Raw genomic sequence first — 24,738 nt, forward strand, 5'->3', positions numbered from 1 at the left:
GCGGCACTGGGTTAATCGTCGAGGCGCTCTTCTAACTGGCGCACTTCGTAGGTGAGCTTGTCGAGAAACTGCATGCGCCGCATCAGGCGTTCGGCCTGTTCGCGTTGCGCGGCATCGTTCCAACAGGCTGCGAAGCTGTCGTTCAATTGATCCTGGGCGACTTTCAAGCGGCGCTTGAACGAGGCGATACCAGACAGGTCCGCCTCGTCCTGCAACTCCTCGAGCTCCTCACGCCATTGCATCTGCTGCAGGAGGAAGTCGGGATCGTGCACCGTGACCTCCAGCGGCAACTCGTGGCCGCCCATGGCGAGCAGGTAGCGCGCGCGCTTGGGAGGACTCTTGAGGGTCTGGTAGGCCTCGTTGAGACTGGCGGACCGCTCCAGCGCCAGGCGCTGCTCACGCTCGGAAGCGTCGGCAAAGCGGTCCGGGTGAACGCCGCGCGCCAGTTCACGATAACGCGCGGCCAACTGTTCGAGATCCAGCGTAAAGCTCGGCTGCAACTCGAATAAAGCGAAATGACAAGGAGTACCCACGAATCGCCTCAGACGTTGAAGCTTTCGCCGCAGCCACACTCACCGCGCACGTTGGGATTGTTGAACTTGAAGCCTTCGTTCAACCCTTCCTTGACGAAATCCAGCTCGGTGCCGTCCAGGTAAGCGAGGCTTTTCGGGTCGATGATCACTTTCTCGCCGTGACTTTCGAACACCTGGTCTTCCGCCACCACCTCGTCGACGAACTCCAGCACATAGGCAAGGCCGGAACAGCCTGTGGTGCGAACACCCAGACGAATCCCTTCACCTTTGCCGCGCCCGTCAAGGGAGCGTCGCACGTGTCGAGCAGCCGCTTCTGTCATGCTGATAGCCATCGGTGACTCCTTACTTACTCTTCGCCCAAATCTTGAACGCCGGATCGTTTAGATCAGACCTTTCTTCTGCTTGTAATCGCGAACGGCGGCCTTGATGGCGTCTTCGGCGAGTACCGAGCAGTGGATCTTCACTGGCGGCAGGGCCAGTTCTTCAGCCAGTTGAGTGTTCTTGATGGTCTCTGCTTCATCCAGAGTCTTGCCTTTCATCCACTCGGTGGCCAGGGAGCTGGAGGCGATAGCCGAACCGCAGCCGTAGGTCTTGAACTTGGCGTCTTCGATGACGCCCTGCTCGTTGACCTTGATCTGCAGGCGCATCACGTCGCCACACGCCGGGGCGCCGACCATGCCGGTGCCGACATTCGGGTCTTCCGCGTTCATCTTGCCGACGTTACGCGGGTTTTCGTAGTGGTCGATGACCTTTTCGCTGTAAGACATGGTACTTAATCCTCACTCATCAGGGCCGCTCTCGGTCCCGTCGTTACGCCAGCTGTTGATTGCCGCGTCGCGACAGGACCTGTCTGTGGCGGCTTCTTTATTTAGTGTGCCGCCCACTCGATCTTCGAGATATCGACGCCGTCTTTGAACATGTCCCACAGCGGCGACAGTGCGCGCAGCTTGGCGACAGCCTCGCAGACTTTCTGCGCGGCGTAATCGATTTCTTCCTCGGTGGTGAAACGACCGAAGGTGAAGCGGATCGAGCTGTGCGCCAGTTCGTCGTTGCGGCCCAGGGCACGCAGAACGTACGAAGGCTCCAGCGAAGCCGAGGTGCAAGCGGAACCGGAGGAAACCGCCAGGTCCTTGAGCGCCATGATCAGCGACTCGCCTTCGACGTAGTTGAAGCTCAGGTTCAGGTTGTGCGGTACACGGGCGGTCATGCTGCCGTTGACGTACAGCTCTTCCAGGTGCTCGACCTGCTTGAAGAAACGCTCGCTCAGGGCCTTGATGCGCAGGTTCTCGGCGGCCATGTCTTCCTTGGCCACGCGGAAGGCTTCGCCCATGCCGACGATCTGGTGGGTCGCCAGGGTACCGGAACGCATACCACGCTCGTGACCGCCGCCGTGCATGGTCGCCTCGAGGCGAACCCGCGGCTTGCGGCTGACGTACAGCGCGCCGATGCCTTTAGGGCCGTAGGTCTTGTGGGCCGAGAAGGACATCAGGTCGACTTTCAGCTTCTGCAGGTCGATATCGACCTTGCCGGTGGACTGGGCAGCATCCACATGGAACAGAACGCCGCGCGAGCGGGTCAGCTCGCCAATGGCGGCGATGTCGTTGATGGTGCCGATCTCGTTGTTCACGTGCATGATCGAGACCAGGAGGGTGTCGTCGCGCAGCGCGGCTTCGACCATGGCCGGGGTGATCAGGCCATCCGAACCCGGCTCGATGTAGGTGACTTCGAAACCTTCGCGCTCCAGTTGGCGCATGGTATCGAGGACCGCCTTGTGTTCGATCTTGCTGGTGATCAGGTGCTTGCCCTTGGTGCTGTAGAAATGCGCGACACCCTTGATCGCCAGGTTGTCGGACTCGGTGGCACCGGAGGTCCAGACAATTTCACGCGGGTCGGCATTGACCAGGTCGGCCACCTGACGACGAGCGTTTTCCACGGATTCCTCGGCTTTCCAGCCGAACACGTGGGAACGGGACGCCGGGTTACCGAAGTTTCCGTCAACCAGCAGGCATTCACTCATTTTCTGCGCGACACGCGGATCAACCGGGGTGGTCGCTGAGTAATCAAGGTAAATCGGCAATTTCATGGACACTCTCCTAAATCAGGCTGGCTGGCGCACCGCGGGCTCTTTGGCTGTCATTCGACGGCGGACGCTTCGATCTTATCCAGGTGCGGCGCCTTGCTATTACAGCGGCGCTGATCCTGACGCTGGGCGACCTCTTGCACTTCACGGCGAGTGACAAGGTCCGCCAAGCTGATACCGCTGAGAAATTCGTGGATCTGCAGGCTGAGGTCGCACCACAGGTGGTGGGTCAGGCAGGTATCGCCGCCATGGCAATCGCCCAGCCCCTGGCATTTGGTGGCATCGACCGATTCGTTCACGGCATCGATCACCTGTGCAACCTGGATCCCCTGCATATCGCGTGACAGCTGGTAACCGCCACCGGGACCGCGCACACTGGACACCAGGTTGCTGCGGCGCAACTTGGCGAAAAGCTGTTCGAGGTAGGATAGGGAGATGCCTTGGCGCTCGGAGATATCGGCCAGAGACACCGGCCCGCGTTGCGCGTGCAACGCCAGGTCGAGCATGGCGGTCACGGCATATCGGCCTTTTGTAGTCAGTCGCATGGACAGGTACCACGGAGTTACGGGATCGGGATGGGGAAGAGTATGCTATTCCCGAGTATTTAAGTCAACTATAAGACCTAGTGCTTTAGTCGGGTTTACCGGCAAAAGAGCGCGCGAATTGTAGCAAAGTCCGCGGCGTAATGGCATCGCGCTGGACCAATGGATTTTGGCTGCCCTTGAGGACGCTATCGCCGGCAAGCCGGCTCACACACTATCCGAGCCACCCACAATCCTCTGTAGGAGCGCCGGTCGACGCTCGATTGCCAGCGATGAGACCGGCAAGCCCGACATCATCAACCGGCCTTGGCCTCGGTCTCGCCTTTCACCTCGACAAACCCGTCGCAGTGCAACTCCGGCAGCTCCTTGGCGCAATAAGTGCTGCCCAGGTCCTTCAGCGCCCCGCACATACCTTCCAGGCGTCCATCCACAGCCTGCAGATGATCGAGCAACTGGCCAATGGCACGTGCCACCGGATCCGGCATGTCTTCGCTGACACCATAGGCATCGAAACCGATCTTTTCCGCCATGGCCTTGCGCTTGGCTTCGACCTGATCATCGACCTTCATGATGATCCGCCCCGGAATACCGACAACCGTCGCCCCTGGCGGTACCGCCTTGGTCACCACCGCATTGGAACCCACCTTGGCCCCGGCACCGACGGTAAACGGCCCCAGCACCTTGGCGCCGGCCCCCACCACCACGCCATCCTCCAGGGTCGGGTGACGCTTGCCCTTGTTCCAGCTGGTACCGCCCAGGGTCACGCCCTGATAGATAGTCACGTCATTGCCGATCTCGGCGGTTTCGCCGATCACGATACCCATGCCATGGTCGATAAAGAACCGCCGTCCGACCTTGGCCCCGGGATGGATCTCGATGCCGGTCAGCCAGCGACCGAAGTTCGACACCACCCGCGCCGGCCACTTCCAGCCCATGCCCCACAACGCATGCCCCAGGCGATGCAGCCAGATGGCATGCAGGCCCGGATAGCAGGTCAGGACTTCAAAGGCATTACGTGCCGCCGGATCACGGTGGAATACGCTCTGGATATCTTCTCGCAAACGCTCGAACATCACTGATCCTTCCGCTTAAGGAGCTCACCCCGGGCCGCTTTTTCGGTTTCCGTGAGGATGCCCCGCAAAATATTCATCTCGGCGCGACTGACCGCACTGCGCCCGTACAAACGACGTAACCGGGCCATCAGATGGCGCGGTTTTTCCGGGTCGAGGAAGTCGATGGCCACCAGGGTCTGCTCCAGATGGTCGTAGAACCGCTCCATCTCATCCATGGTCGCCAGCTCTTCGCTACGCGTCGACGCCACTTCATGCTTCTCTACCTTGCTCGGCTGCCCTACGGACGCCAGCCAGGACATCCGCACTTCATAGGCCAGCACCTGCACCGCCGTGGCGAGGTTGAGCGAACTGAAGTCCGGATCGGACGGGATATGCACGTGATAATGACATCGCTGCAGCTCGTCGTTGGTCAGGCCGGAATCCTCACGACCAAATACCAAGGCGATCTCGGCGCCCTGCCCGGCCTCCTCGACCACCTTCACCCCGGACTCACGGGGATCGAGCAACGGCCAGGGAATCCGCCGGTCGCGGGCGCTGGTGCCGAACACCAGGTTGCAGCCGACCAACGCGTCTTCCAAGGTGGCGACGACTTGCGCGTTTTCAAGGATATCGGTGGCACCGGAAGCCCGTGCATCGGCTTCCGCGGAGGGAAAGACCCGCGGTTCCACCAGCACCAGGCGCGACAACCCCATGTTTTTCATGGCCCGCGCGGCCCCGCCGATATTGCCCGGATGACTGGTATTGACCAGGACAACACGAATATTTTGCAACACGAGAGGCGCTCTCAGACTCGGCGAAGGGGAGCAAATCTTACAGAAGCACTGGGGATTGCGCCACGAGCGCCAATGTCGTCCTTCTCCCCTGGGACTTTTCTGGTAGAATGTTCGGCTTTCTTTAACACTCTAGGTGAAATGTCCATGCAGCCCATGCTGAATATCGCGCTGCGCGCCGCCCGCAGCGCCAGTGAATTGATTTTCCGCTCCATCGAGCGCCTGGATAGCATCAAGGTCGACGAAAAAGACGCCAAGGACTACGTGTCCGAAGTGGATCGCGCCGCCGAGCAGAAAATCATCGACGCGCTGCGCAAGGCCTACCCGACCCACGGCATCCGTGGCGAAGAAACCGGTTTCCATGCCGGCAGCGGTGAAGGCGAAGAATACCTGTGGATCATCGACCCACTGGATGGCACCACCAACTTCCTGCGTGGCATCCCGCACTTCGCGGTCAGCATCGCCTGCAAATACCGTGGCCGCCTGGAGCACGCCGTGGTCCTGGACCCGGTTCGCCAGGAAGAGTTCACCGCCTCCCGCGGCCGTGGCGCCCAGCTCAACGGCCGTCGCCTGCGCGTCAGCGGTCGCACCAGCCTGGACGGCGCCCTGCTGGGTACCGGTTTCCCGTTCCGTGACGACCAGATGGACAACCTGGACAACTACCTGGGCATGTTCCGCGCCCTGGTCGGCCAGACCGCCGGCATCCGCCGCGCCGGTGCTGCGAGCCTGGACCTGGCCTACGTGGCCGCCGGTCGTTTCGATGCGTTCTGGGAGTCGGGCCTGTCCGAATGGGACATGGCAGCCGGTGCCCTGCTGATTCAAGAAGCCGGCGGCCTGGTGAGCGACTTCACCGGCGGTCACGACTTCTTGGAAAAAGGCCATATCGTTGCCGGCAACACCAAGTGCTTCAAGGCAGTACTGACGGCGATCCAGCCGCACCTGCCGGCGTCGCTGAAGCGCTAAGCCTTCACCGCCCACAAAAATGCCCCGTATCTTGCGATACGGGGCATTTTTTTATGCCTCAACGGCCAGTATTACTGGGCTGGCTGGCCCTGGTTCTGACCAAGGATCAGGCGACCCTCCTTGTCCAGCGGGATCTGGTTACCCGGATCATGGTCCATCCGCACCTTGCCTTCCTTGCCGCCCACCTGATAGCGCACATCGTAGCCGACGAGTTTTTCGCTGACATCGCTGACCGTGTTGCAACGCTTCTGGGTCGTGGTATAGGTGTCACGCTGCTGCATGCCCTCCTGCACCTTGTTACCGGCATAACCACCGCCTACCGCACCGACCACGGTCGCCAGGGTCTTGCCGCGACCGCCACCGACCATGTTGCCGAGCAGACCGCCACCGATGGCACCCAACGCGGTACCCGCGATACGGTGCTCATCCTGGACCGGCTTCTGCCGGGTCACCGCGACATCCTCACAGACTTGGCGCGGGGTCTTGATTTGTGTCTTGATCGGTTCCACCGCCAATACTTGCGCATACTCAGGGCCGCTTTTTACCAGATTATAGGTAGCAACAGCACCCCCGGCAGTCACACCGACAGCACCCAATACCGCACCTACCAGCAACGACTTGTTCACGTGAACCTCCTGACCATCACAAGCGGGTCCATTCCCCGCGCTTCTCTATGGCTTTGGAGTATAAAAAAAGGCGCGAGTTCAACACTCGCGCCTTTTCAGCTGACAACCCGGGGAAGGATTTCCGTCAAGGACGGTCGTCGACTTCCTTCTGGGTGCTGACAGCAGGAATCAAATCCTCGCTGTTCAGGTTCAGCCAGATCAGCACCACGTTGGCGATGTAGATCGACGAGTAGGTACCCGCCATGACACCGACGAACAGGGCAACGGAGAAGCCGTGCAGGTTGTCGCCACCGAAGAACAGCAGCGCGGAAATCGCCAGCAGGGTGGAGATCGACGTTGCCATGGTCCGCAGCAGGGTTTGCGTGGTCGAGATGTTGATGTTCTCGATCAGGCTGGCCTTGCGCAGCACACGGAAGTTCTCCCGCACCCGGTCGAAGACCACGATGGTGTCGTTGAGCGAGTAGCCGATAATCGCCAGCACCGCCGCCAGTACCGTCAGGTCGAAGGTGACCTGGAAGAACGACAGGATACCCACGGTCACCACCACGTCGTGGACCAGCGAGACGATGGCGCCCACCGCGAACTTCCACTGGAAGCGGAACGCCAGGTAGATCAGCACGCCGCCCAGCGCCATGAGCATACCGAGGCCGCCCTGGTCGCGCAGCTCTTCACCCACCTGGGGACCGACGAACTCGACGCGCTTGACCTGCGCCGGGTTGTCGCCGCCGACCTTCTGCAGCGCATCGGCCACCTGATGGCCCAGCTGCGGATCTTCACCCGGCATCCGCACCAGCAAGTCGGTGGTCGCGCCGAAACTCTGCACGATCGCCTCGTGATAACCGGATTCGGTCAGTTGCGCGCGGACCTTGGCCACATCCGCCGGATGCTCGTAGGTCAGCTCGATGAGCGTACCGCCGGTGAAGTCCAGGCCGTAGTTCATGCCCTTGTGGAAGCAGCTGAACAACGCCAATGCGGTCAGGAACAGGGTGACGCCGAACGCAACGTTGCGAACACCCATGAAGTTGATAGTACGTAACATGGCAGCCCCTTAAATCCACAACTTCTTGAAGTCACGACCGCCGAAGATCAGGTTGACCATCGCGCGGGTCACCATGATGGCCGTGAACATCGAGGTAAAGATCCCGAGGGACATGGTCACCGCAAAGCCCTTGACCGGACCGGTACCCATGGCAAAGAGGATGCCACCCACCAGCAGCGTGGTCAGGTTGGCGTCGACAATCGCCGTGTAGGCGCGACTGAAGCCTTCATTGATTGCCCGCTGCACCGTCATCCCCGCGGCAATCTCTTCACGTATCCGCGAGAAGATCAGCACGTTGGCATCCACCGCCATACCCATGGTCAAGACGATACCGGCAATACCCGGCAGGGTCAGCGTCGCCCCCAGCAGGGACATCAGCGCCAGCAAGGCGACCATGTTGAAGGCCAGCGCCACGGTGGCGATGATGCCGAAGAAGCGGTAGATGGCCATGATGAACAGCGAGACGAACAGCATGCCCCACAGCGACGCATCGATACCCTTGGTGATGTTGTCCGCACCCAGGCTTGGACCGATGGTACGTTCTTCCGCGAAGTACATCGGCGCGGCCAGACCACCGGCACGCAGCAGCAGCGCCAGTTCCGAGGATTCGCCCTGGCCGTTCAGGCCGGTGATGCGGAACTGACTGCCCAGCGGCGACTGGATGGTCGCCAGGCTGATGATCTTCTTCTCTTCCTTAAAGCTCTGCACCGGCACGTCTTTCTCGACGCCATTCACGACCTGCTTGGTGTAGGTGGTGATCGGCTTCTGCTCGATGAAGATCACCGCCATGCTGCGACCGACGTTACTGCGGGTCGCGCGGCTCATCAGGTCGCCGCCGTGGCCATCCAGCTTGATGTTCACCTGTGGACGACCGTGTTCGTCGAAGCTCGCCTGGGCGTCGGTCACCTGGTCACCGGTGATGATCAGGCCACGCTCGATCTGCGCGGGAGGACGCTTGCCTTCACGGAACTCGAATTCCTCGGAGGTGGCCTTGGAAGCACCCGGCTCGGCGGCCAGACGGAACTCCAGGTTGGCGGTCTTGCCGAGGATCCGCTTGGCTTCAGCGGTGTCCTGCACGCCCGGCAGCTCGACCACGATGCGGTTGGCACCCTGACGCTGCACCAGTGGCTCGGCGACACCCAGCTCGTTGACGCGGTTACGCACCGTGGTCAGGTTCTGCTTGATGGAGTATTCGCGGATTTCCGCCAGCTTGGCCGGGGTCATCGCCAGACGCAGCACCAGCTGATCGTTGAGGTCGGCCGGTACGATGTCGAAATCGTTGAAGTTCTTGCGGATCAGCACACGGGCCTGGTCACGGGTATCCGCGTCGGCAAAGCCCAGCTGGATGGCGCCATTGAACGGCGGCAGCGTGCGATAACGTACACGCTCCTTGCGCAACAGGCTCTTGACGTCGCCGTCATAGACTTTCAGGCGGGCGTCCACGGCCTTTTCCATGTCCACTTCCAGCAGGAAGTGCACACCACCGGACAAGTCCAGGCCCAGCTTCATCGGGTGCGCGCCAAGGCCGCGCAGCCATTGCGGGGTGGTCTGTGCCAGGTTCAGGGCCACGACATAGTCGTCGCCGAGGGCTTTACGCACCACATCCTTGGCCGGCAGTTGGTCTTCCGGCTTGGTCAGACGCACCAGCCCGCCCTTGCCGCCGGCGGCCAGTGTGGCGCCCTTGACGGCAATCCCGGCGTCGGTGAGCGCCTTGCTCACGCGATCCAGATCGGCCTGGTTGACCTGCAACGCCGTGCTGGCGCCGCTGACCTGGATCGCCGGATCGTCAGGATAGAGATTGGGAGCGGAATAAATAAAACCGACCGCCAGCACCGCCAGGATCAGTAGGTATTTCCACAGAGGGTATTTGTTCAGCATCACGCCGCCCGCTTATGACGCGGGGCGCCTTGCGCGCCCCGTCGATTGTTGAAAGTTGAAACTTAGATCGCTTTCAGCGTGCCTTTAGGCAGGGTGGCCGCGATAGCACCCTTCTGAAACTTCATTTCGATGGTGTCGGACACTTCCAGAACCACGAAATCGTCGGTCACTTTGGTGATCTTGCCGGCGATACCACCGGTGGTGACCACTTCGTCGCCCTTGGCCAGGTTGCCCAGCAGGTTCTTCTGCTCCTTGGCGCGCTTGGCCTGTGGACGCCAGATCATCAGGTAGAAGATGACCAGGAAACCGACCAGGAAGATCCATTCGAAGCCAGCCGTGGGCGCCGCAGCAGCAGGTGCCGCGCCGTCCGCGAACGCATTAGAGATGAAAAAGCTCATTTAGCACTCCAGTTGCAAGAATTCAATTCTGAATATTCAGTCCAAAGGCGGCACGGGAAGTCCGCGTTTGGCGTAGAAGGCATCGACAAAGGCGGCCAATGTACCCTGTTGAATAGCCTCGCGCAAACCAGCCATCAGGCGCTGGTAATGGCGCAAATTGTGGATCGTATTCAACATGCTCCCCAGCATTTCGCCGCACTTGTCCAAATGATGCAGATAAGCGCGGGAGAAGTTCTGGCAGGTGTAGCAATCGCAGGTCGGATCCAGCGGCGACTCATCGTGGCGATGGAACGCGTTGCGGATCTTCAGCACGCCGGTATCGATGAACAGATGCCCATTGCGGGCATTACGGGTTGGCATCACGCAATCGAACATGTCCACCCCGCGGCGCACACCCTCCACGAGATCTTCCGGCTTGCCAACACCCATAAGGTAACGAGGTTTGTCAGCAGGCATCAGGCCGGGCAGGTAATCCAGCACCTTGATCATCTCGTGCTTGGGCTCGCCCACCGACAGGCCGCCGATGGCCAGGCCGTCGAAGCCGATCTTGTCGAGGCCTTCGAGGGAGCGCTTGCGCAGGTTCTCGTGCATGCCGCCCTGGACAATCCCGAACAGCGCGGCGGTGTTGTCGCCGTGGGCATTTTTCGAGCGCTGGGCCCAGCGCAGCGACAGCTCCATGGACACGCGGGCGACGTCTTCGTCAGCCGGGTACGGCGTGCACTCGTCGAAAATCATCACGATGTCCGAGCCCAGGTCGCGCTGCACCTGCATCGACTCTTCCGGGCCCATGAACACCTTGGCGCCGTCGACCGGCGAGGCGAAGGTCACGCCCTCCTCCTTGATCTTGCGCATGGCGCCCAGGCTGAACACCTGGAAGCCGCCGGAGTCGGTGAGGATCGGGCCTTTCCACTGCATGAAGTCGTGCAGGTCGCCGTGCTCCTTGATCACCTCGGTGCCGGGGCGCAGCCACAGGTGGAAGGTGTTGCCGAGGATGATCTCGGCGCCGGTGGCGACGATATCCCGTGGCAGCATGCCCTTGACCGTGCCATAGGTGCCCACCGGCATGAAGGCCGGGGTTTCGACGGTACCACGGGGAAAGGTCAGGCGACCGCGACGAGCCTTGCCATCGGTGGCGAGCAGCTCGAACGACATACGACAGGTGCGACTCATGCTTGATCCTCTGGGGCCCGATCCTTGGGTGCGGCAGGCGCCGGGTTGCGGGTAATGAACATGGCATCACCGTAACTGAAGAAGCGGTAGCCGTTGTCCACGGCGGCCTTGTAGGCGGCCATGGTCTCGGGGTAACCGGCAAAGGCCGAAACCAGCATCAGCAGCGTGGATTCGGGCAGGTGGAAATTGGTCACCAGGGCGTCGACCACGTGGAAGGGACGGCCCGGGTAGATAAAGATGTCGGTGTCGCCGCTGAACGGCTTGAGCACGCCATCGCGGGCGGCGCTTTCCAGCGAACGGACGCTGGTGGTGCCCACGGCGATCACCCGACCACCGCGCGCGCGGCAGGCGGCGACGGCGTCCACCACTTCCTGGCTGACTTCCAGCCATTCGTGGTGCATGTGGTGGTCTTCGAGACGTTCCACGCGCACCGGCTGGAAGGTCCCGGCACCAACGTGCAGGGTGACGAAGGCGGTTTCAACGCCCTTGGCGGCAATGGCGTCCAGCAGCGGCTGGTCGAAATGCAGCCCGGCAGTAGGTGCGGCCACAGCGCCGAGGCGTTCGGCGTAGACCGTCTGGTAGCGCTCGCGGTCCGCGCCTTCATCGGGGCGGTCTATATAAGGAGGCAACGGCATATGGCCGACGCGCTCCAGCAGCGGCAGCACTTCCTCGTCGAAACCCAGTTCGAAGAGCGTGTCGTGGCGGGCAAGCATCTCGGCTTCGCCGCCGCCCTCGATCAGGATCTTCGAGCCGGGTTTGGGTGATTTGCTGGAGCGCACATGGGCCAGCACGCGGTGGGTATCGAGGACCCTTTCCACGAGGATTTCCAGCTTGCCACCGGAGGCTTTCTGGCCGAACAGGCGGGCTGGAATGACCCGGGTGTTGTTGAACACCATCAGATCGCCTGGGCGTAAATACTCAAGCAAATCAGTAAATTGACGATGTGCGAGAGCGCCGCTGGGGCCGTCGAGGGTCAGCAGGCGACTGAGGCGTCGCTCGGCCAGGGGATGGCGAGCGATCAGGGAATCGGGGAGCTCGAAAGTAAAGTCAGCGACGCGCATGATGGGGTTCGTTCAGCAGGGCCGGGAAGTTTAGCGGAAATCGTAAAAATTGACCACGAAAGCCGATTGACCAACGGTAATCACGTCTCTATACTTCGCCGCCATTGAGCCCTGATGGCGGAATTGGTAGACGCGGCGGATTCAAAATCCGTTTTCGAAAGGAGTGGGAGTTCGAGTCTCCCTCGGGGCACCAAAATTGAAAAAGACCTTGAATTTCAAGGTCTTTTTTTTCGCCTACAGAAAAGCACCACAACCCTGTAGGAGCCGGCTTGCTGGCGATGAACGATGACGCGGTGAGCCTGCCCTCCACCGCAGCCAATCTCGACATCAATCGAAGATCGCCCGGCTCTTACTCCTCTCCCCGCGCAAAATCCATTGCGTCAAATCATCGATCAGCACACTGCCCATCACCCCGGCTATCGAGGCATTCGTGGCCTGCTCTCGAATACCTCCCTCAAGCGATTCAAATCTTGAAATACACCCCTGAAGCCGCATCCACCTCTGCGGAGTAAGCTCGCTCACAGTGCAAGCGAAACGCCAACCAAATTGCCAAATAAAAACCTAATAGGTTAGTATCTAATCTCATGGAAAAAAGCACCCCTCATTGCAAGCTATCAATAGTCAAAGCCTTAATCGGGGCAGGAAAGGTACGCACCACCCACACTGCACGAGTGGGCGCGAATGAGTTGGGGCTTGGGCTGTCAGATATGCTGACTGTCGTGACGGCGCTGACAGAAACGGACTTCTACAAGAGCATGACGACTCATGCCGATCACACGATCTGGCAAGACGTGTACCGCCCAAGCACGCAGGTGGGCGACGTATATTTGAAGCTGACGGTTATCGATGACGTGCTGATCGTATCCTTCAAGGAGCTATGAACATGAAATGTCCTGTTTGCGGCGCGGCAGAGCTGATCCACGATACCCGCGACCTGCCCTACACCTACAAAGGCGAAACCACAGTCATCACTTCGGTGACGGGAGACTTCTGCCCAGCCTGCGCCGAGTCTGTCCTGGATACGGTTGAGTCGGATCGAGTCATGCGTGAAATGCGTGCCTTCTCGAAACAGGTGAACGCGGCAATTGTCGATCCCGGATTTATTACCAGCGTGCGTAAAAAACTCTCCCTTGACCAGCGCGAGGCAGCGGAGATCTTTGGTGGGGGTATCAATGCCTTCTCCCGGTACGAGAATGGTAAAACCAAACCCTCGTTGGCATTGGTGAAATTGCTCAAAGTGCTCGACCGTCATCCTGAGCTGCTGAACGAAGTCAGGATGGCCTGAAGGTCTAGGCCTGCTCCCCCAGTCTTCTCTTGTTGCTTGTTTTAAAAGGACCTTGGGCCTCAAGGTCTTTTTTTCGCCTCCAGAAAAGCGATAAACACCAACCTCTTGTAGGAGCCGAGCTTGCTCCGGGCGGCATTCCGACGAAGAACGATAACGCGGTGAGCCTGCCAAGACCCACCGCCAAAATCGGCATCAACCGAAAACTACCTGCCTACACCGACGTCCCGCGCAACATTCCCTGCGTCAAATCATCAATGACCGCCTTGCCCATCTCACCCAGGTAATGCGATGCCCAGGCGTAGCGTTCGCCATCGCTTTCCAGAGCGGCATCGAGGGAGAGTGCTTTGGCGCAATAGAGCAGGAGAGATGCATGCTCCATGGCTTCCAGAATGGGAACGCCGGGGTTTACCCGGAACAGTTCACGACCTTGGGAGCCGCACTGAGAAAAGGTGATGACACCAAGGGTTTTGTTTGAGGGTGGCTTGGTCATTGGGCACCTCCGGCATTGAGCTGAGTGCTGGGGGTTAGAACATGCAAAGTCGATCCATCAAAAACGTTCATACGCAGAACTCCTAATGTGAGGGAGCTACCACGTTCGTTTCCAGGCGAATGGGTGGCAGCTGTACGCAGGCTGGAAACCGGGACAATAGGAAAACCCGGCAGACCCCGAGGGCCTCCCGCGCACAGCCGCCATAACACGCAGAGACTGGCACAAAAAGGCACCAGCAGTCGTGATGAATGGTGGCGCCTATGCGCCCATTGTTCCACAGGTTTCCAGGCCCGGTCGCTGGATTGGCAGCGACAGGAGAAGGATAGCGGACGGTTGTCAGCGCTCAAGAAAGCGTTTGAGGCCAAATATTTCGTGGTCAATCAGGACTCAATAATCCTTGTTGTCACGAAGCAAGCACAGCGTTGCATGAGGCATGCTGACACCAGTACACTGAAAATCCACATCGATGGTCTCTGTGAGATATGCAAGCTGGCTTAATGCCAGACTTGCGGAAAAAACCGCCCTACTAAGGCGGTTTTTTTTCGTCTCGACTTTCAGGGAAGAGGAGCATCACGCCCCTCAGGGACAACGCCTTGAGCCCCGTTCTTCTAGACTCAACGGGCAGTCGCAGAAAGAACCGCCCACGTCGCTTTGGTGCGCACGAATCAAAGACAGCATGGCAAGCTGCCTTTTATGCCCTGAAGAGGTGTGGCGAAGACCGCACCGGGCCCAACAAGATACCCGCCCAGGGTGCCTGGCCAACGGCCTGAAAATGCCACGATACCGTGACGTGGCGTGAGCGCCGCAGCCGACACTTTCGGACAACCGACAACCACCTGGTTCGTCCGTGACCGTGAGGAATGCCGTATGCCTGATGAGATGTTGCACCTGCCCATGGTCAACAACGTGCTGGAGCGCCACAAAGGCTCCCCCGGCGCGCTATTGCCGATCCTTCATGAGATTCAGGCGGGTATCGGCTACATCCCCGATGCCGCCGTCCCCGAGATTGCCCACGCCCTCAACCTGAGTCAGGCCGAGGTTCGCGGGGTGATCAGCTTCTACCATGACTTCCGCACCGCGCCTCCGGCCCGGCATATCCTGCGGCTGTGCCGGGCCGAGTCCTGCCAGAGTCGCGGCGCCGAGCAGCTCGCCGCGCAGTTGCGCGAACGTCTGCAACTGGACGACCACGGCAGCAGCGCCGACGGCAACATCAGCCTGCGCCCGGTGTATTGCCTCGGCGCCTGCGCCTGCTCGCCCGCCCTGGAGCTGGATGGCCAGGTGCATGCGCGGCTCAGCGCCGAACGCCTGGATGCCCTGCTCGATGCCTGCCAGGAGGACGCATGATGCCAAGCCTCTATCTACCCGTTGATTCCGTTGCCCGTGCCGTGGGTGCCGACGAAGTGGCCGTGGCCCTGGCCACTCAAGCCCGGGAACGCAATCTGCCGCTGGACCTGCAACGCACCAGCTCGCGCGGCTTGTACTGGTTGGAACCGCTGTTGGAAATCGACAGCCCGCAAGGCCGCATCGGCTTCGGCCCGCTGACCGTCGCCGACGTGCCGTCCCTGCTCGATGCACTGCAAGGCGAGCCGTCCGCTCACCCACTGGCCTTGGGCCCGGTGGAGCAGTTGCCTTACCTGAAGACTCAACAGCGCCTGCTATTCGCTCGCGCCGGCATTACCCGACCGCTGTCCCTCGAGGACTACCGGGCCCACGGCGGCTTCGAGGGCTTGACCCAAGCCATCGCCCTGGGCGGCGAGCAGACCGCCACCGCCGTGTTCGACTCTGGCCTGCGTGGCCGTGGCGGCGCGGCCTTCCCGGCCGGGATCAAATGGCGCACGGTGCGCAGCGCCCAGGCGGCGCAGAAATACATCGTGTGCAACGCCGACGAAGGCGATTCTGGCACCTTCGCCGATCGCATGTTGATGGAGGGCGACCCCTTCCTACTGATCGAAGGCATGGCCATTGCCGGTCTCAGCGTCGGCGCCAGCTACGGCTACATCTATGTGCGCTCGGAATATCCACAGGCCGTCGCCACACTGCGCGAAGCGCTGGAGATTGCTCGCGCCGCCGGTTACCTCGGCACCAATGTCAGCGGCAGCGGCCAGGCCTTCGACATGGAAGTGCGTGTCGGTGCCGGCGCCTACATCTGCGGCGAGGAAACCGCGCTGCTGGATTCTCTCGAAGGCAAGCGCGGGATCGTCCGCGCCAAGCCGCCGATCCCCGCCCTGAAGGGCCTGTTTGGCCTGCCGACCCTGGTGCACAACGTGCTGACCCTGGCCTCGGTGCCGCTGATCCTGGCCAAAGGCGCGCAGTTCTATCGCGATTACGGCATGGGCCGCTCCCTGGGCACCATGCCCTTCCAGCTGGCGGGCAATATTCGTCACGGCGGCCTGGTGGAAAGGGCCTTCGGCCTGACCCTGCGGGAACTGGTGGAAGACTACGGCGGCGGGACCGCCAGTGGCCGGCCGCTGAAGGCCGCACAAGTGGGCGGCCCTCTCGGTGCCTGGGTGCCACCCCACCAATTCGACACCCCGCTGGATTACGAAACCTTCGCCGCCATCGGCGCCATGCTCGGTCACGGCGGTGTGGTGGTGGCCGATGACAGCCTGGACATGGCCCACATGGCCCGCTTCGCCCTGCAGTTCTGCGCCGAGGAATCCTGTGGCAAATGCACCCCCTGCCGCATCGGCTCGACCCGCGGCGTGGAGGTAATCGACCGTCTGCTGGCCGCCCCCGACCAGAACGGTCGCGATCAGCAGGCGATCATCCTCAAGGACCTCTGCGACACCCTGCAATACGGTTCGCTTTGCGCACTGGGCGGCATGACTTCCTATCCCGTGGCCAGCGCCCTCAAGTACTTCCCCGCCGACTTCGGTCTGCAGCCCTCGGAGGCCGACCAATGATCACGCTCTTCGACCCGAACACCGATATCGACCTTGGAACCCCTGCCCGCGACAGCCAGGTGCAGGTCACCCTGAACATCGACGGTCGCAGCATCAGCGTGCCCGAAGGCACCTCGGTGATGCGCGCCGCCGCGCTGCTGGGCACCACCATTCCGAAACTCTGTGCCACCGACAGCCTGGAAGCCTTCGGCTCCTGCCGCATGTGCCTGGTGGAGATCGACGGCATGCGCGGCTACCCGGCGTCCTGCACTACGCCGGTCAGCGAAGGCATGAACGTGCACACCCAGACGTCGAAGCTCGCCACTCTGCGCCGCAACGTCATGGAGCTGTACATCTCCGATCACCCGCTGGACTGCCTGACCTGCTCGGCCAACGGCAACTGCGAGCTGCAAACCGTCGCCGGCCAGGTCGGCCTGCGGGAGGTGCGTTACGGCTATGAAGGCGACAACCATCTGGCCGACCAGAAGGACACCTCCAACCCCTACTTCGACTACGACCCGAGCAAGTGCATCGTCTGCAACCGTTGCGTGCGCGCCTGCGAAGAAACCCAGGGCACCTTTGCCCTGACCATCACCGGGCGCGGTTTCGAATCCCGGGTCGCGGCCGCCGGAGGCGAGAATTTCCTCGACTCGGAATGCGTGTCCTGCGGCGCCTGTGTGCAAGCCTGCCCTACCGCGACGCTGATGGAAAAAAGCGTGGTCGAACTCGGTCAGCCCGAACGCGCCGTGATCACCACTTGCGCCTATTGCGGCGTGGGTTGCTCGTTCCGCGCCGAGATGAAAGGCGACCAGTTGGTACGCATGGTTCCCGACAAGAACGGCCAGGCCAACCACGGCCACTCCTGCGTCAAGGGGCGCTTTGCCTGGGGCTACGCCAGCCACCCGGATCGCATCACCAAGCCGATGATCCGCAAGCACATCAACGACCCTTGGCAGGAAGTCAGCTGGGATGAAGCGGTGACCTACGCCGCCAGCGAATTCCGCCGGCTGCAGCAAAAGTACGGCCGCGACTCCATTGGTGGGATCACCTCCAGCCGCTGCACCAACGAAGAAACCTACCTGGTGCAGAAACTGGTGCGCGCCGCCTTCGGCAACAACAACGTCGACACCTGTGCGCGGGTCTGCCACTCGCCGACCGGCTATGGCCTGAAACAAACCCTGGGCGAGTCCGCCGGGACCCAGAGTTTCGACTCGGTGATGCAGGCCGACGTGATCCTGGTGATCGGCGCCAACCCCAGCGACGCCCACCCGGTGTTCGCCTCCCAGCTTAAACGCCGCCTGCGTGAAGGCGCGCGGCTGATCGTCATCGACCCACGCCGCATCGACCTGGTGGACACGGTGCATGGCCGCGCCGAACTGCACCTGGCCCTGCGCCCGGGCACCAACGTCGCCATGCTCAATGCCCTGGCCCACGTCATCGTCACCGAAGGCCTGCTCGACCAGGCCTTTATCGACGCCCGTTGCGAGGGCAACGATTTCGCCCACTGGAGCGAGTTCGTCAGCCGTGCGGAAAACTCGCCGGAAGTCCTGGGCGACATCTGCGGCGTCGCCGCTGCCGACATCCGCGCCGCCGCCCGCCTATATGCCACTGGCGGCAACGCGGCGATCTACTACGGCTTGGGCGTAACCGAACACAGCCAGGGCAGCACCGCGGTCATGGGCATCGCCAACCTGGCCATGGCCACTGGCAACATCGGCCGCGAGGGCGTGGGCGTGAACCCGCTGCGCGGGCAGAACAACGTTCAGGGCTCCTGCGACATGGGCTCCTTCCCGCACGAGTTGCCCGGCTACCGGCACATTTCCAACGAGGTGATACGGGCGCAATTCGAACAGGCCTGGAACGTTACGCTGCAACCCGATCCGGGCCTGCGCATTCCCAACATGTTCGAGTCTGCCCTGGCCGGCGGCTTCAAGGGCTTGTATTGCCAGGGCGAAGACATCGCCCAGAGCGACCCCAATACCCAGCACGTCACCGCGGCCCTGTCGGCCATGGAATGCATCGTGGTACAGGATATTTTCCTCAACGAAACCGCCAAGTTCGCCCACGTGTTCCTGCCGGGCGCGTCGTTCCTGGAGAAAGACGGCACCTTCACCAACGCCGAGCGACGCATCTCCCGCGTGCGCAAAGTCATGGAACCGCTGGGCGGCAAGGCCGACTGGGAAGGCACAGTGGCCTTGGCCAACGCCCTCGGTTACCCGATGAACTACCAGCACCCATCGGAAATCATGGATGAAATCGCCAGCCTGACACCGACCTTCACCAACGTCAGCTACGCCGAACTGGAGCGCCACGGCAGCCTGCAATGGCCGTGCAATGCTGCGGCACCGGACGGCACGCCGACCATGCACATCGAGGAATTCGTACGCGGCAAAGGGCGCTTCATGCTCACCGGCTACGTGCCCACCGAGGAAAAGGTCAACAGCCGCTATCCACTGCTGCTGACCACCGGGCGCATCCTCAGCCAGTACAACGTCGGCGCCCAGACCCGGCGTACCGACAACGTCGCCTGGCACGACGAAGACCGCCTGGAAATCCACCCGACCGACGCCGAGAGCCGTGGCATCAACGAAGGCGATTGGGTCGGTATCGGCAGCCGCGCCGGACAGACCGTGCTGCGTGCGCGGGTCACCGAGCGGGTCGCCCCGGGGGTGGTGTACACCACCTTCCACTTCCCTGAGTCGGGGGCCAACGTCATCACCACCGACAACTCCGACTGGGCCACCAACTGTCCGGAGTACAAAGTCACCGCCGTGGAAGTCAGTCGTGTCTACCACCCTTCCGAGTGGCAGAAACGCTACCAGGCCTTCAGCGACGAACAACAACGCCTGCTCGACCAACGCCGCCATGAAGGCAGTGCCGGAGCAAAAGCCGAGGTGCGCCGATGAGCACTGACAACCTGATCAAGATGGCCAACCAGATCGCCCAGTACTTCGCCAGCGAACCGGACCAGCAACAAGCCGTGCTCGGCGTGCGCAATCATCTGCAGCTGTTCTGGACGCCCGGCATGCGCAAGGAACTGCTGGCCTGGCAGACGGAGCATCAGGGGGCGGACTTGCACCCACTGGCGCAGGCGGCGGTCAGTGGGGCGGGTTGGGAGGCTTAGGTTTACACGAGCCCTTGAGATTGCTCCTTGGCCGGTGAAGACGGGCCAAGGGGCGCTCCAACATTTTTTCAAAACTGTACATTCCCCTGAAAAGCAAGTGCTTCTCTTATCCTTGCCGCTCGTCGCTACTGTCATTTCTGACAGTAGGCAGACAAGAAAGCCCTCCCCTATAAGTGGCCTCTCCATCCTTCCTTTAAAGAGAAACGGATATGGCTACGCACAAGGCAACTAAAGCGGCAGGCGATCTCGACCCAAGCTTTGGTGACGAGGGAAAAGTACTGTTCACTCTCGCTCAAGGCCCCTTTCGAGGATCATCAAAATTACTCAACGACGGAAAAATACTCACGGCGGGATTCAGTGCCAATGATGTTGTCCTGGTACGGCACCTCAGCAATGGCGAGGTGGATGACTCTTTTGGCGACCACGGAATAAAGCGCATCAACCTTATTCCTGGGGTCCCCGTAGTACAGGCAGGCTTGACCTTGGACTCCAATGGAAACGCCTTGATATTTGGCAGCGTCGGAGAACCGTTCGAAGAAATTCTCTATTTCATCAGAACCCTGCCTGACGGAAAATTGGACACCACCTTTGGTAGAGAGGGGCGTGTCTTTATTGATCTGCCGGCTGGAAGCGATGTTGCTCATGCCGTGGCAATTCAACCCGATGGAAAAATCGTACTCGCCGCAAGAGCGGAACGAGATTTTGAGGTTTATGACGAAGTGCTTCTTCGTCTCGACAGCAAAGGGCACCTTGATCCGACCTTTGGCAGGACCGGTATGGTGTTCGTCGGGAAAGTCTACTTCTCATCAGTGATCGTTCTCCCGGATGGCAAACTGCTTCTAGCCGGTTCAAAAAATGGCGTCCTGCTGTTTGCACGTTATCTGAGCGATGGCCAAGCCGATGCTAGTTTCGGTGAAAATGGCTTTGTGACGCTGGAAATAAAATCCAGCACGTTGGCACAATTTTCGGGAGCTATGCTGCAGCGGGATGGGAAAATCGTCGCCGTGGGTTATGCGTTCTTTGAGCAAAAGGGATTCCGGCCCCTGACAACGCGAGTCAGCTCCGACGGGAGTCTGGACAATACCTTTAATCACGGCGCACCTGCGATCATCGGCTTTGAGGAGCACGAAGTTCAAAATATGGCCGTAGCCATTCAGCTTGACGATAAAATCATTGCAGTCGGACAGTCCTTGGGGAGTGTCGAAACCGCCAACTTCACACTAATGCGTTTTCTGCCCAATGGAGCACTGGATACTGAATTCGGGTCACACGGTCGACTCATGACAAACCTAGGCGGTTTGGATTCAGCGAGAGGTGTTTCTTTGCAAAGCGATGGAAAGATAGTGGTGTCTGGCACGGTAGTGGCCTCTCCCAGGGGAACAGGCCAGGGAATAGCACGCTATCTCAGTTGATGGGATAGGGCCTTCCGTCCCTGATGAAAAAAACCACATGATTAGACATCCGGTTGAGCACTATCTGCAGGCCAAGGCCTTCCAGAAGCATTTCACTCTCCCTTTTTTTATCAGGGTGTGGTGTAGGGATGCTGTAAAGGAGCGGTCCGCACGACCGCTCCGTTCAAGGGAACGAGGGGGTCATTTCGCGCCGTAGACGTCGAAGTCGAAGTATTTCTTGTTGATGCGTGCGTAAGTGCCGTTGGCCAGAATAGTCGCCAGGGCCTTGTTCAAGTCTTCGCGCAGCTCGACATCGCTCTTGCGCAAGCCGATGCCATCACCGACACCGAAAAAGGCCGGATCATCCAGGGTCGCACCGGCAAACTCATAGTCCTTGCCCGCCGCTGTGCCGAGGAAGCCGTAGCTGGCTTGAATCGCCCCCTGTAGCGAGGCATCTAGGCGGCCCACCACCAAGTCGGCGTAGACCTGGTCCTGATTCTGATACGACAGAACGTCCACCCCCTTCGTCCCCCAAACGGCTTTGGCAAAAGCCTCCTGGGTCGAGCCCTGCTCCACGCCAATGCGCTTGCCCTTGAGGGACTCAAGGGTCGGCAGCAGCCCCGATCCACGCTTGACCACCAGCCGTGCCGGCGCATTGGAGACCTTGTCGGTAAAAGCGATCTGCTCCTGGCGCTTGGGCGTCACGGTCATCGACGACGCCACCGCGTCGAACTTGCGCGCCAGCAACCCCGGGATCATCCCGTCCCAGCTGCTTTCCACCCAGACACAGTGGGCTTTCAGTTCGGCGCAGAGCGCTTCGGCGATATCGACCCCGAAGCCGGTCAGCGAGCCATCATTGTTCTTGTATTCCAGCGGTGGGTACGTGGGGTCGATACCCAGCCTCAAGACTTTCCCGGACCAGTCGGCCGCACCGGCCAGGCTGGAGGCCGTCAGGAAAACCAGGGATACAGCCGCAATCATCTTGTTCATTGTTATTTTCCTCTTCAGACCACAGACGATGTTTTGTACAAACCGACGCGCGAAAATACGGCGTCTCAACTCAGGAAACGCTCGACCAGCTTGACCCAGTAGCTCGCCCCGATCGGCAGGCAAGCGTCATTGAAGTCGTAGCCGGGGTTGTGCAGCTGACAGCCGCTCTCGCCTTCACCGTTGCCAATCACCAAGTAACTGCCAGGGCACTTTTCCAGGATGAAGGCGAAGTCCTCACTCGCGGTGAAGGGCCGTAGATCGTTGATCAGTTGCCCTTCGCCCAACCAATCCAGGGCGACCTCGCGGGCGAACGCGGTGTGCTCGGGATGATTGATCAACACGGGATGACAGTGCTGATAGTCGATCTCGGCCCGGGCACCGAAACTGGCGGCCTGGCCGTTGACCAGTTCGGTAATCCTGACTTCGAGCAACTGGCGAACCTCAGGTGTCAGCGCACGCACGCTCAAGCTCATCTGGGCACTGGACGGGATCACATTCGAAGCGCTGCCGGCATGAATGGAGCCCACCGTGATAATCGCCACATCCTGTGGGTTGACGTTGCGCGAGACGATGCTTTGCAGCGCGATCACAATGGACGAGCAGACCACCACCGGGTCAATCGCCTTGTGCGGCACCGCGCCGTGACCGCCGTTGCCGATGATATTGATCGTCACCGTGTCGGCCGAGGCCATGAACGGCCCGCTGTAGAACCCCAGGTGTCCGACGGGATAACCCGGTATGTTATGCATCGCAAAGATCGCATCACACGGAAAGCGTTCGAGCAGGCCGTCCTCCAGCATTTTCCGGGCACCGCCCAGCCCTTCTTCAGCCGGTTGGAAGATCACCTGCAACGTGCCGTTGAACGCCCGGGTCTGGGCCAAGTGCCTGGCGGCTGCCAGCAAGGTTGCCGTATGACCGTCGTGGCCGCAGGCATGCATGACCCCGTCGATCCGGCTGGCATGGGGCAAACCGCTGGTTTCCTGAATCGGCAGCGCGTCCATGTCGGCACGCAAGCCGATGGAGCGGCCTTCGCCATTTTTCAGGGTACCGACGACACCGGTCTTGCCGACGCCGGTGCTGACCTGAAAGCCCCACTGGGTCAAACACTGGGCAACACGTTCGCTGGTAACAAACTCTTCAAAACCCAGTTCGGGATGCGCGTGAATGCTGCGACGCAGCGCGATCATTTCATCTTGCAGCGCTGCAATACCAGGCAGGACATGGCCAGCATCCATTTTTGTACCCCTTCGACAAGAGCTGAGCGGTTGATGGGGTGGATCTTAGGGAAGGGACTCCAGGCTGGGGAGACGCAGTTTGGTTATGATGACAACCATGAGTTGTCACCAGGGTGAGCAGATGAAGCTGCATCAATTACAGGCACTGATCGCCTGTGCCGAAACCGGCAGTATCCGTGCTGCTGCGCGTTCGCTGGATATTTCCCAGGCCGCGGTGACCAAAGCCCTGCGCGAGCTTGAAACCAGCCAGCAACTACCGCTGTTCAGCCGAACACCCAGCGGCCTGAACTTCACCGAATACGGCAAAGTCCTGCTGACTCACGCCCGACTGGTGATCAAGCAGCTGGAACACGCGCAAACCGAGCTTGATCACCTGCGTGGCAAGGCTCAGGGACGGCTATGTGTCGGGGTCACCCCCTGGATCGCGCTGACCTTCCTGCCCGAAGTGGTGGTGGCCTTTCGCGAACGCATGCCGGAAATCCACCTGGAACTGTTCGAAAGCCTGATGGCGGTGGCCCAGCCGCTGTTACGCGATGGCAGCATGGATTTTGCGATTGGCCAGTTGCACCCGACGCCATCCGCCCAGGAGTTCGCCAGTGAGACCTTGCTGGACTACCAGACGTCGGTGCTGGTCCGCCAGGGTCATGCCTGCCAGGGTGCGCGATCGATCCATGAACTGCTGGAGCAGGACTGGACGCTGAACTATGCGCCAGACGGGCACGATAGGTTGATGCAGGAATTGTTCTGGCAACACGGCGCTCGGATCGATGAAAAACGCATCGTCCGCGCCCATTCGCTGGCCATCCTGCAGATGCTGCTCGAGCGGGCCGACATGTGTACCTGGGGACCGTCGATCCTCAGTATGGCACCGCCCTTTCTTGGTCGATTGGTGTCCCTGGAGTTGGTTGAGCAGTTCGAACCGAGGCAGCTCAGCATCGTGACGCGCCGCAATGGCGCGTTGAGCAAGCCGGCGCTGTGCTTCACGGATTGCCTGTTGCAGGTCATCCGGCGCCATGCGCGCTCGGCGAAAAAGGAAGATCGGCAGCTTTTTGAAACCTTGCGGCTGAGACTGTGAGGACGCCTGCGAAAGAGCGAAAATCGAGCGGCGGTACGGCGGGAGAAACCCAGGTTTCGATATCATCACCTATGCTTTCGGCGACCACTCCAGCGCATCGCCGCCATGTGATGATCACAGACAAGGACGTTCC

General features: G+C 60.7%; 25 protein-coding genes and 1 tRNA gene. 10 read left to right on the forward strand and 16 right to left on the reverse strand.

Translation table 11 applies throughout. The features are described from left to right. Positions 1-11: 11 nt before the first annotated feature. From hscB to trmJ, 7 genes are all read right to left on the reverse strand, one after another. A complete protein-coding gene (gene hscB / locus UCMB321_RS22105) occupies positions 12-533 on the reverse strand; it encodes a co-chaperone HscB (RefSeq protein WP_040070624.1) in 522 nt (173 codons plus the stop codon). A gap of 8 nt (positions 534-541) precedes the next feature. Further along, positions 542-865: an iron-sulfur cluster assembly protein IscA gene (iscA, locus tag UCMB321_RS22110; protein WP_017904917.1), complete on the reverse strand. Its 324-nt coding sequence runs from the start codon at positions 863-865 to the stop codon at positions 542-544. Between the two features lie 48 nt (positions 866-913). Continuing rightward, the gene (gene iscU, locus UCMB321_RS22115; RefSeq protein ID WP_040070627.1) at positions 914-1,300 is read right to left on the reverse strand and encodes a Fe-S cluster assembly scaffold IscU; all 387 of its coding nucleotides are present in this window, start codon (positions 1,298-1,300) and stop codon (positions 914-916) included. A gap of 101 nt (positions 1,301-1,401) precedes the next feature. Beyond that, on the reverse strand, positions 1,402-2,616 hold the full coding sequence (locus UCMB321_RS22120) for an IscS subfamily cysteine desulfurase (protein ID WP_040070628.1): 1,215 nt from the start codon (positions 2,614-2,616) through the stop codon (positions 1,402-1,404). A gap of 50 nt (positions 2,617-2,666) precedes the next feature. Further along, complete coding sequence (gene iscR / locus UCMB321_RS22125; protein ID WP_040070630.1) at positions 2,667-3,158, reverse strand: Fe-S cluster assembly transcriptional regulator IscR; 492 nt, start codon at positions 3,156-3,158, stop codon at positions 2,667-2,669. A gap of 293 nt (positions 3,159-3,451) precedes the next feature. After that, positions 3,452-4,228 carry a serine O-acetyltransferase gene (gene cysE / locus UCMB321_RS22130; protein WP_040070632.1) on the reverse strand — a complete coding sequence of 259 codons (777 nt, stop codon included), beginning with the start codon at positions 4,226-4,228 and terminating at the stop codon, positions 3,452-3,454. Further along, positions 4,228-5,001 carry a tRNA (cytosine(32)/uridine(32)-2'-O)-methyltransferase TrmJ gene (gene trmJ / locus UCMB321_RS22135; protein WP_040070634.1) on the reverse strand — a complete coding sequence of 258 codons (774 nt, stop codon included), beginning with the start codon at positions 4,999-5,001 and terminating at the stop codon, positions 4,228-4,230. Before trmJ ends, cysE begins: the two co-directional genes overlap by 1 nt. Before the next feature lie 144 nt (positions 5,002-5,145). Between trmJ and suhB the strand changes: the two genes are divergently transcribed. Then, complete coding sequence (gene suhB, locus UCMB321_RS22140; protein WP_040070636.1) at positions 5,146-5,961, forward strand: type III secretion system regulator SuhB; 816 nt, start codon at positions 5,146-5,148, stop codon at positions 5,959-5,961. Positions 5,962-6,032: 71 nt separating this feature from the next. On the opposite strand, the gene UCMB321_RS22145 is transcribed toward suhB, so the two are convergent. The 6 genes from UCMB321_RS22145 to queA all read right to left on the reverse strand — a co-directional run bounded on the left by UCMB321_RS22145 (position 6,033) and on the right by queA (position 12,133). Further along, positions 6,033-6,587 carry a glycine zipper 2TM domain-containing protein gene (locus tag UCMB321_RS22145; protein WP_040070638.1) on the reverse strand — a complete coding sequence of 185 codons (555 nt, stop codon included), beginning with the start codon at positions 6,585-6,587 and terminating at the stop codon, positions 6,033-6,035. A 124-nt stretch (positions 6,588-6,711) separates the two neighbouring features. Further along, positions 6,712-7,626, reverse strand: a complete 915-nt coding sequence (gene secF / locus UCMB321_RS22150) for a protein translocase subunit SecF (protein ID WP_040070639.1) — start codon at positions 7,624-7,626, stop codon at positions 6,712-6,714. A gap of 9 nt (positions 7,627-7,635) precedes the next feature. Further along, positions 7,636-9,504 (reverse strand): protein translocase subunit SecD, encoded by a 1,869-nt coding sequence (gene secD / locus UCMB321_RS22155; RefSeq protein ID WP_040070640.1) that lies wholly within the window; start codon positions 9,502-9,504, stop codon positions 7,636-7,638. A gap of 62 nt (positions 9,505-9,566) precedes the next feature. Then, positions 9,567-9,902: a preprotein translocase subunit YajC gene (yajC, locus tag UCMB321_RS22160; protein WP_040070641.1), complete on the reverse strand. Its 336-nt coding sequence runs from the start codon at positions 9,900-9,902 to the stop codon at positions 9,567-9,569. Positions 9,903-9,938: 36 nt separating this feature from the next. Continuing rightward, a complete protein-coding gene (gene tgt / locus UCMB321_RS22165) occupies positions 9,939-11,054 on the reverse strand; it encodes a tRNA guanosine(34) transglycosylase Tgt (protein ID WP_167337458.1) in 1,116 nt (371 codons plus the stop codon). A 14-nt stretch (positions 11,055-11,068) separates the two neighbouring features. Next, positions 11,069-12,133, reverse strand: a complete 1,065-nt coding sequence (queA, locus tag UCMB321_RS22170) for a tRNA preQ1(34) S-adenosylmethionine ribosyltransferase-isomerase QueA (protein WP_040070643.1) — start codon at positions 12,131-12,133, stop codon at positions 11,069-11,071. Between the two features lie 108 nt (positions 12,134-12,241). Here queA and UCMB321_RS22175 point away from each other — a divergent pair. The 3 genes from UCMB321_RS22175 to UCMB321_RS22185 all read left to right on the forward strand — a co-directional run bounded on the left by UCMB321_RS22175 (position 12,242) and on the right by UCMB321_RS22185 (position 13,418). Then, positions 12,242-12,326: transfer RNA gene (locus UCMB321_RS22175), tRNA-Leu, on the forward strand. A gap of 391 nt (positions 12,327-12,717) precedes the next feature. Then, positions 12,718-13,014 carry a type II toxin-antitoxin system MqsR family toxin gene (locus UCMB321_RS22180; RefSeq protein ID WP_040070644.1) on the forward strand — a complete coding sequence of 99 codons (297 nt, stop codon included), beginning with the start codon at positions 12,718-12,720 and terminating at the stop codon, positions 13,012-13,014. Between the two features lie 2 nt (positions 13,015-13,016). Beyond that, complete coding sequence (locus UCMB321_RS22185) at positions 13,017-13,418, forward strand: type II toxin-antitoxin system MqsA family antitoxin (protein ID WP_040070646.1); 402 nt, start codon at positions 13,017-13,019, stop codon at positions 13,416-13,418. A gap of 211 nt (positions 13,419-13,629) precedes the next feature. On the opposite strand, the gene UCMB321_RS22190 is transcribed toward UCMB321_RS22185, so the two are convergent. Further along, positions 13,630-13,908 (reverse strand): DUF3077 domain-containing protein, encoded by a 279-nt coding sequence (locus tag UCMB321_RS22190; protein ID WP_040070647.1) that lies wholly within the window; start codon positions 13,906-13,908, stop codon positions 13,630-13,632. Positions 13,909-14,775: 867 nt separating this feature from the next. Here UCMB321_RS22190 and UCMB321_RS22195 point away from each other — a divergent pair. The 5 genes from UCMB321_RS22195 (at position 14,776) to UCMB321_RS22215 (ending at position 21,326) form a co-directional block, all read left to right on the forward strand. Beyond that, the gene (locus tag UCMB321_RS22195; protein ID WP_040070648.1) at positions 14,776-15,252 is read left to right on the forward strand and encodes a formate dehydrogenase subunit gamma; all 477 of its coding nucleotides are present in this window, start codon (positions 14,776-14,778) and stop codon (positions 15,250-15,252) included. Further along, positions 15,249-16,811 (forward strand): formate dehydrogenase beta subunit, encoded by a 1,563-nt coding sequence (locus tag UCMB321_RS22200; protein ID WP_209437198.1) that lies wholly within the window; start codon positions 15,249-15,251, stop codon positions 16,809-16,811. Before UCMB321_RS22195 ends, UCMB321_RS22200 begins: the two co-directional genes overlap by 4 nt. Continuing rightward, entirely contained in the window at positions 16,808-19,696 is a 2,889-nt protein-coding gene (fdhF, locus tag UCMB321_RS22205; RefSeq protein ID WP_040070649.1) for a formate dehydrogenase subunit alpha, read from the forward strand. Before UCMB321_RS22200 ends, fdhF begins: the two co-directional genes overlap by 4 nt. Next, positions 19,693-19,914: a formate dehydrogenase subunit delta gene (locus tag UCMB321_RS22210; RefSeq protein WP_040070651.1), complete on the forward strand. Its 222-nt coding sequence runs from the start codon at positions 19,693-19,695 to the stop codon at positions 19,912-19,914. Before fdhF ends, UCMB321_RS22210 begins: the two co-directional genes overlap by 4 nt. Positions 19,915-20,123: 209 nt before the next feature. Further along, the gene (locus UCMB321_RS22215; RefSeq protein WP_040070653.1) at positions 20,124-21,326 is read left to right on the forward strand and encodes a hypothetical protein; all 1,203 of its coding nucleotides are present in this window, start codon (positions 20,124-20,126) and stop codon (positions 21,324-21,326) included. A gap of 180 nt (positions 21,327-21,506) precedes the next feature. Here UCMB321_RS22215 and UCMB321_RS22220 read toward each other — a convergent pair whose 3' ends face one another. Both UCMB321_RS22220 and UCMB321_RS22225 read right to left on the reverse strand, forming a co-directional pair. After that, positions 21,507-22,295, reverse strand: coding sequence for an ABC transporter substrate-binding protein (locus UCMB321_RS22220; RefSeq protein WP_040070654.1), 789 nt, complete (start codon positions 22,293-22,295; stop codon positions 21,507-21,509). Positions 22,296-22,360: 65 nt separating this feature from the next. Next, positions 22,361-23,530 (reverse strand): M20 aminoacylase family protein, encoded by a 1,170-nt coding sequence (locus tag UCMB321_RS22225; protein WP_040070655.1) that lies wholly within the window; start codon positions 23,528-23,530, stop codon positions 22,361-22,363. Between the two features lie 85 nt (positions 23,531-23,615). Between UCMB321_RS22225 and UCMB321_RS22230 the strand changes: the two genes are divergently transcribed. Then, entirely contained in the window at positions 23,616-24,605 is a 990-nt protein-coding gene (locus tag UCMB321_RS22230; RefSeq protein WP_167337457.1) for a LysR substrate-binding domain-containing protein, read from the forward strand. The last annotated feature ends 133 nt before the right edge of the window (positions 24,606-24,738 follow it).

Source organism: Pseudomonas batumici (assembly GCF_000820515.1).
GTDB lineage: Bacteria > Pseudomonadota > Gammaproteobacteria > Pseudomonadales > Pseudomonadaceae > Aquipseudomonas > Aquipseudomonas batumici.

Bases quoted from the DNA above. Each gene is read 5' to 3' on its own strand.
- yajC (WP_040070641.1), bottom strand. From the start codon at position 9,902: ATGAGCTTTTTCATCTCTAATGCGTTCGCGGACGGCGCGGCACCTGCT.
- fdhF (WP_040070649.1), top strand. From the start codon at position 16,808: ATGATCACGCTCTTCGACCCGAACACCGATATCGACCTTGGAACCCCT.
- UCMB321_RS22230 (WP_167337457.1), top strand. From the start codon at position 23,616: ATGATGACAACCATGAGTTGTCACCAGGGTGAGCAGATGAAGCTGCAT.
- UCMB321_RS22210 (WP_040070651.1), top strand. From the start codon at position 19,693: ATGAGCACTGACAACCTGATCAAGATGGCCAACCAGATCGCCCAGTAC.
- UCMB321_RS22120 (WP_040070628.1), bottom strand. From the start codon at position 2,616: ATGAAATTGCCGATTTACCTTGATTACTCAGCGACCACCCCGGTTGAT.
- cysE (WP_040070632.1), bottom strand. From the start codon at position 4,228: ATGTTCGAGCGTTTGCGAGAAGATATCCAGAGCGTATTCCACCGTGAT.
- UCMB321_RS22220 (WP_040070654.1), bottom strand. From the start codon at position 22,295: ATGAACAAGATGATTGCGGCTGTATCCCTGGTTTTCCTGACGGCCTCC.
- UCMB321_RS22215 (WP_040070653.1), top strand. From the start codon at position 20,124: ATGGCTACGCACAAGGCAACTAAAGCGGCAGGCGATCTCGACCCAAGC.
- UCMB321_RS22195 (WP_040070648.1), top strand. From the start codon at position 14,776: ATGCCTGATGAGATGTTGCACCTGCCCATGGTCAACAACGTGCTGGAG.
- queA (WP_040070643.1), bottom strand. From the start codon at position 12,133: ATGCGCGTCGCTGACTTTACTTTCGAGCTCCCCGATTCCCTGATCGCT.
- iscR (WP_040070630.1), bottom strand. From the start codon at position 3,158: ATGCGACTGACTACAAAAGGCCGATATGCCGTGACCGCCATGCTCGAC.
- iscU (WP_040070627.1), bottom strand. From the start codon at position 1,300: ATGTCTTACAGCGAAAAGGTCATCGACCACTACGAAAACCCGCGTAAC.
- UCMB321_RS22180 (WP_040070644.1), top strand. From the start codon at position 12,718: ATGGAAAAAAGCACCCCTCATTGCAAGCTATCAATAGTCAAAGCCTTA.
- UCMB321_RS22200 (WP_209437198.1), top strand. From the start codon at position 15,249: ATGATGCCAAGCCTCTATCTACCCGTTGATTCCGTTGCCCGTGCCGTG.
- iscA (WP_017904917.1), bottom strand. From the start codon at position 865: ATGGCTATCAGCATGACAGAAGCGGCTGCTCGACACGTGCGACGCTCC.
- tgt (WP_167337458.1), bottom strand. From the start codon at position 11,054: ATGTCGTTCGAGCTGCTCGCCACCGATGGCAAGGCTCGTCGCGGTCGC.
- UCMB321_RS22190 (WP_040070647.1), bottom strand. From the start codon at position 13,908: ATGACCAAGCCACCCTCAAACAAAACCCTTGGTGTCATCACCTTTTCT.
- secD (WP_040070640.1), bottom strand. From the start codon at position 9,504: ATGCTGAACAAATACCCTCTGTGGAAATACCTACTGATCCTGGCGGTG.
- UCMB321_RS22225 (WP_040070655.1), bottom strand. From the start codon at position 23,530: ATGGATGCTGGCCATGTCCTGCCTGGTATTGCAGCGCTGCAAGATGAA.
- UCMB321_RS22185 (WP_040070646.1), top strand. From the start codon at position 13,017: ATGAAATGTCCTGTTTGCGGCGCGGCAGAGCTGATCCACGATACCCGC.
- suhB (WP_040070636.1), top strand. From the start codon at position 5,146: ATGCAGCCCATGCTGAATATCGCGCTGCGCGCCGCCCGCAGCGCCAGT.
- secF (WP_040070639.1), bottom strand. From the start codon at position 7,626: ATGTTACGTACTATCAACTTCATGGGTGTTCGCAACGTTGCGTTCGGC.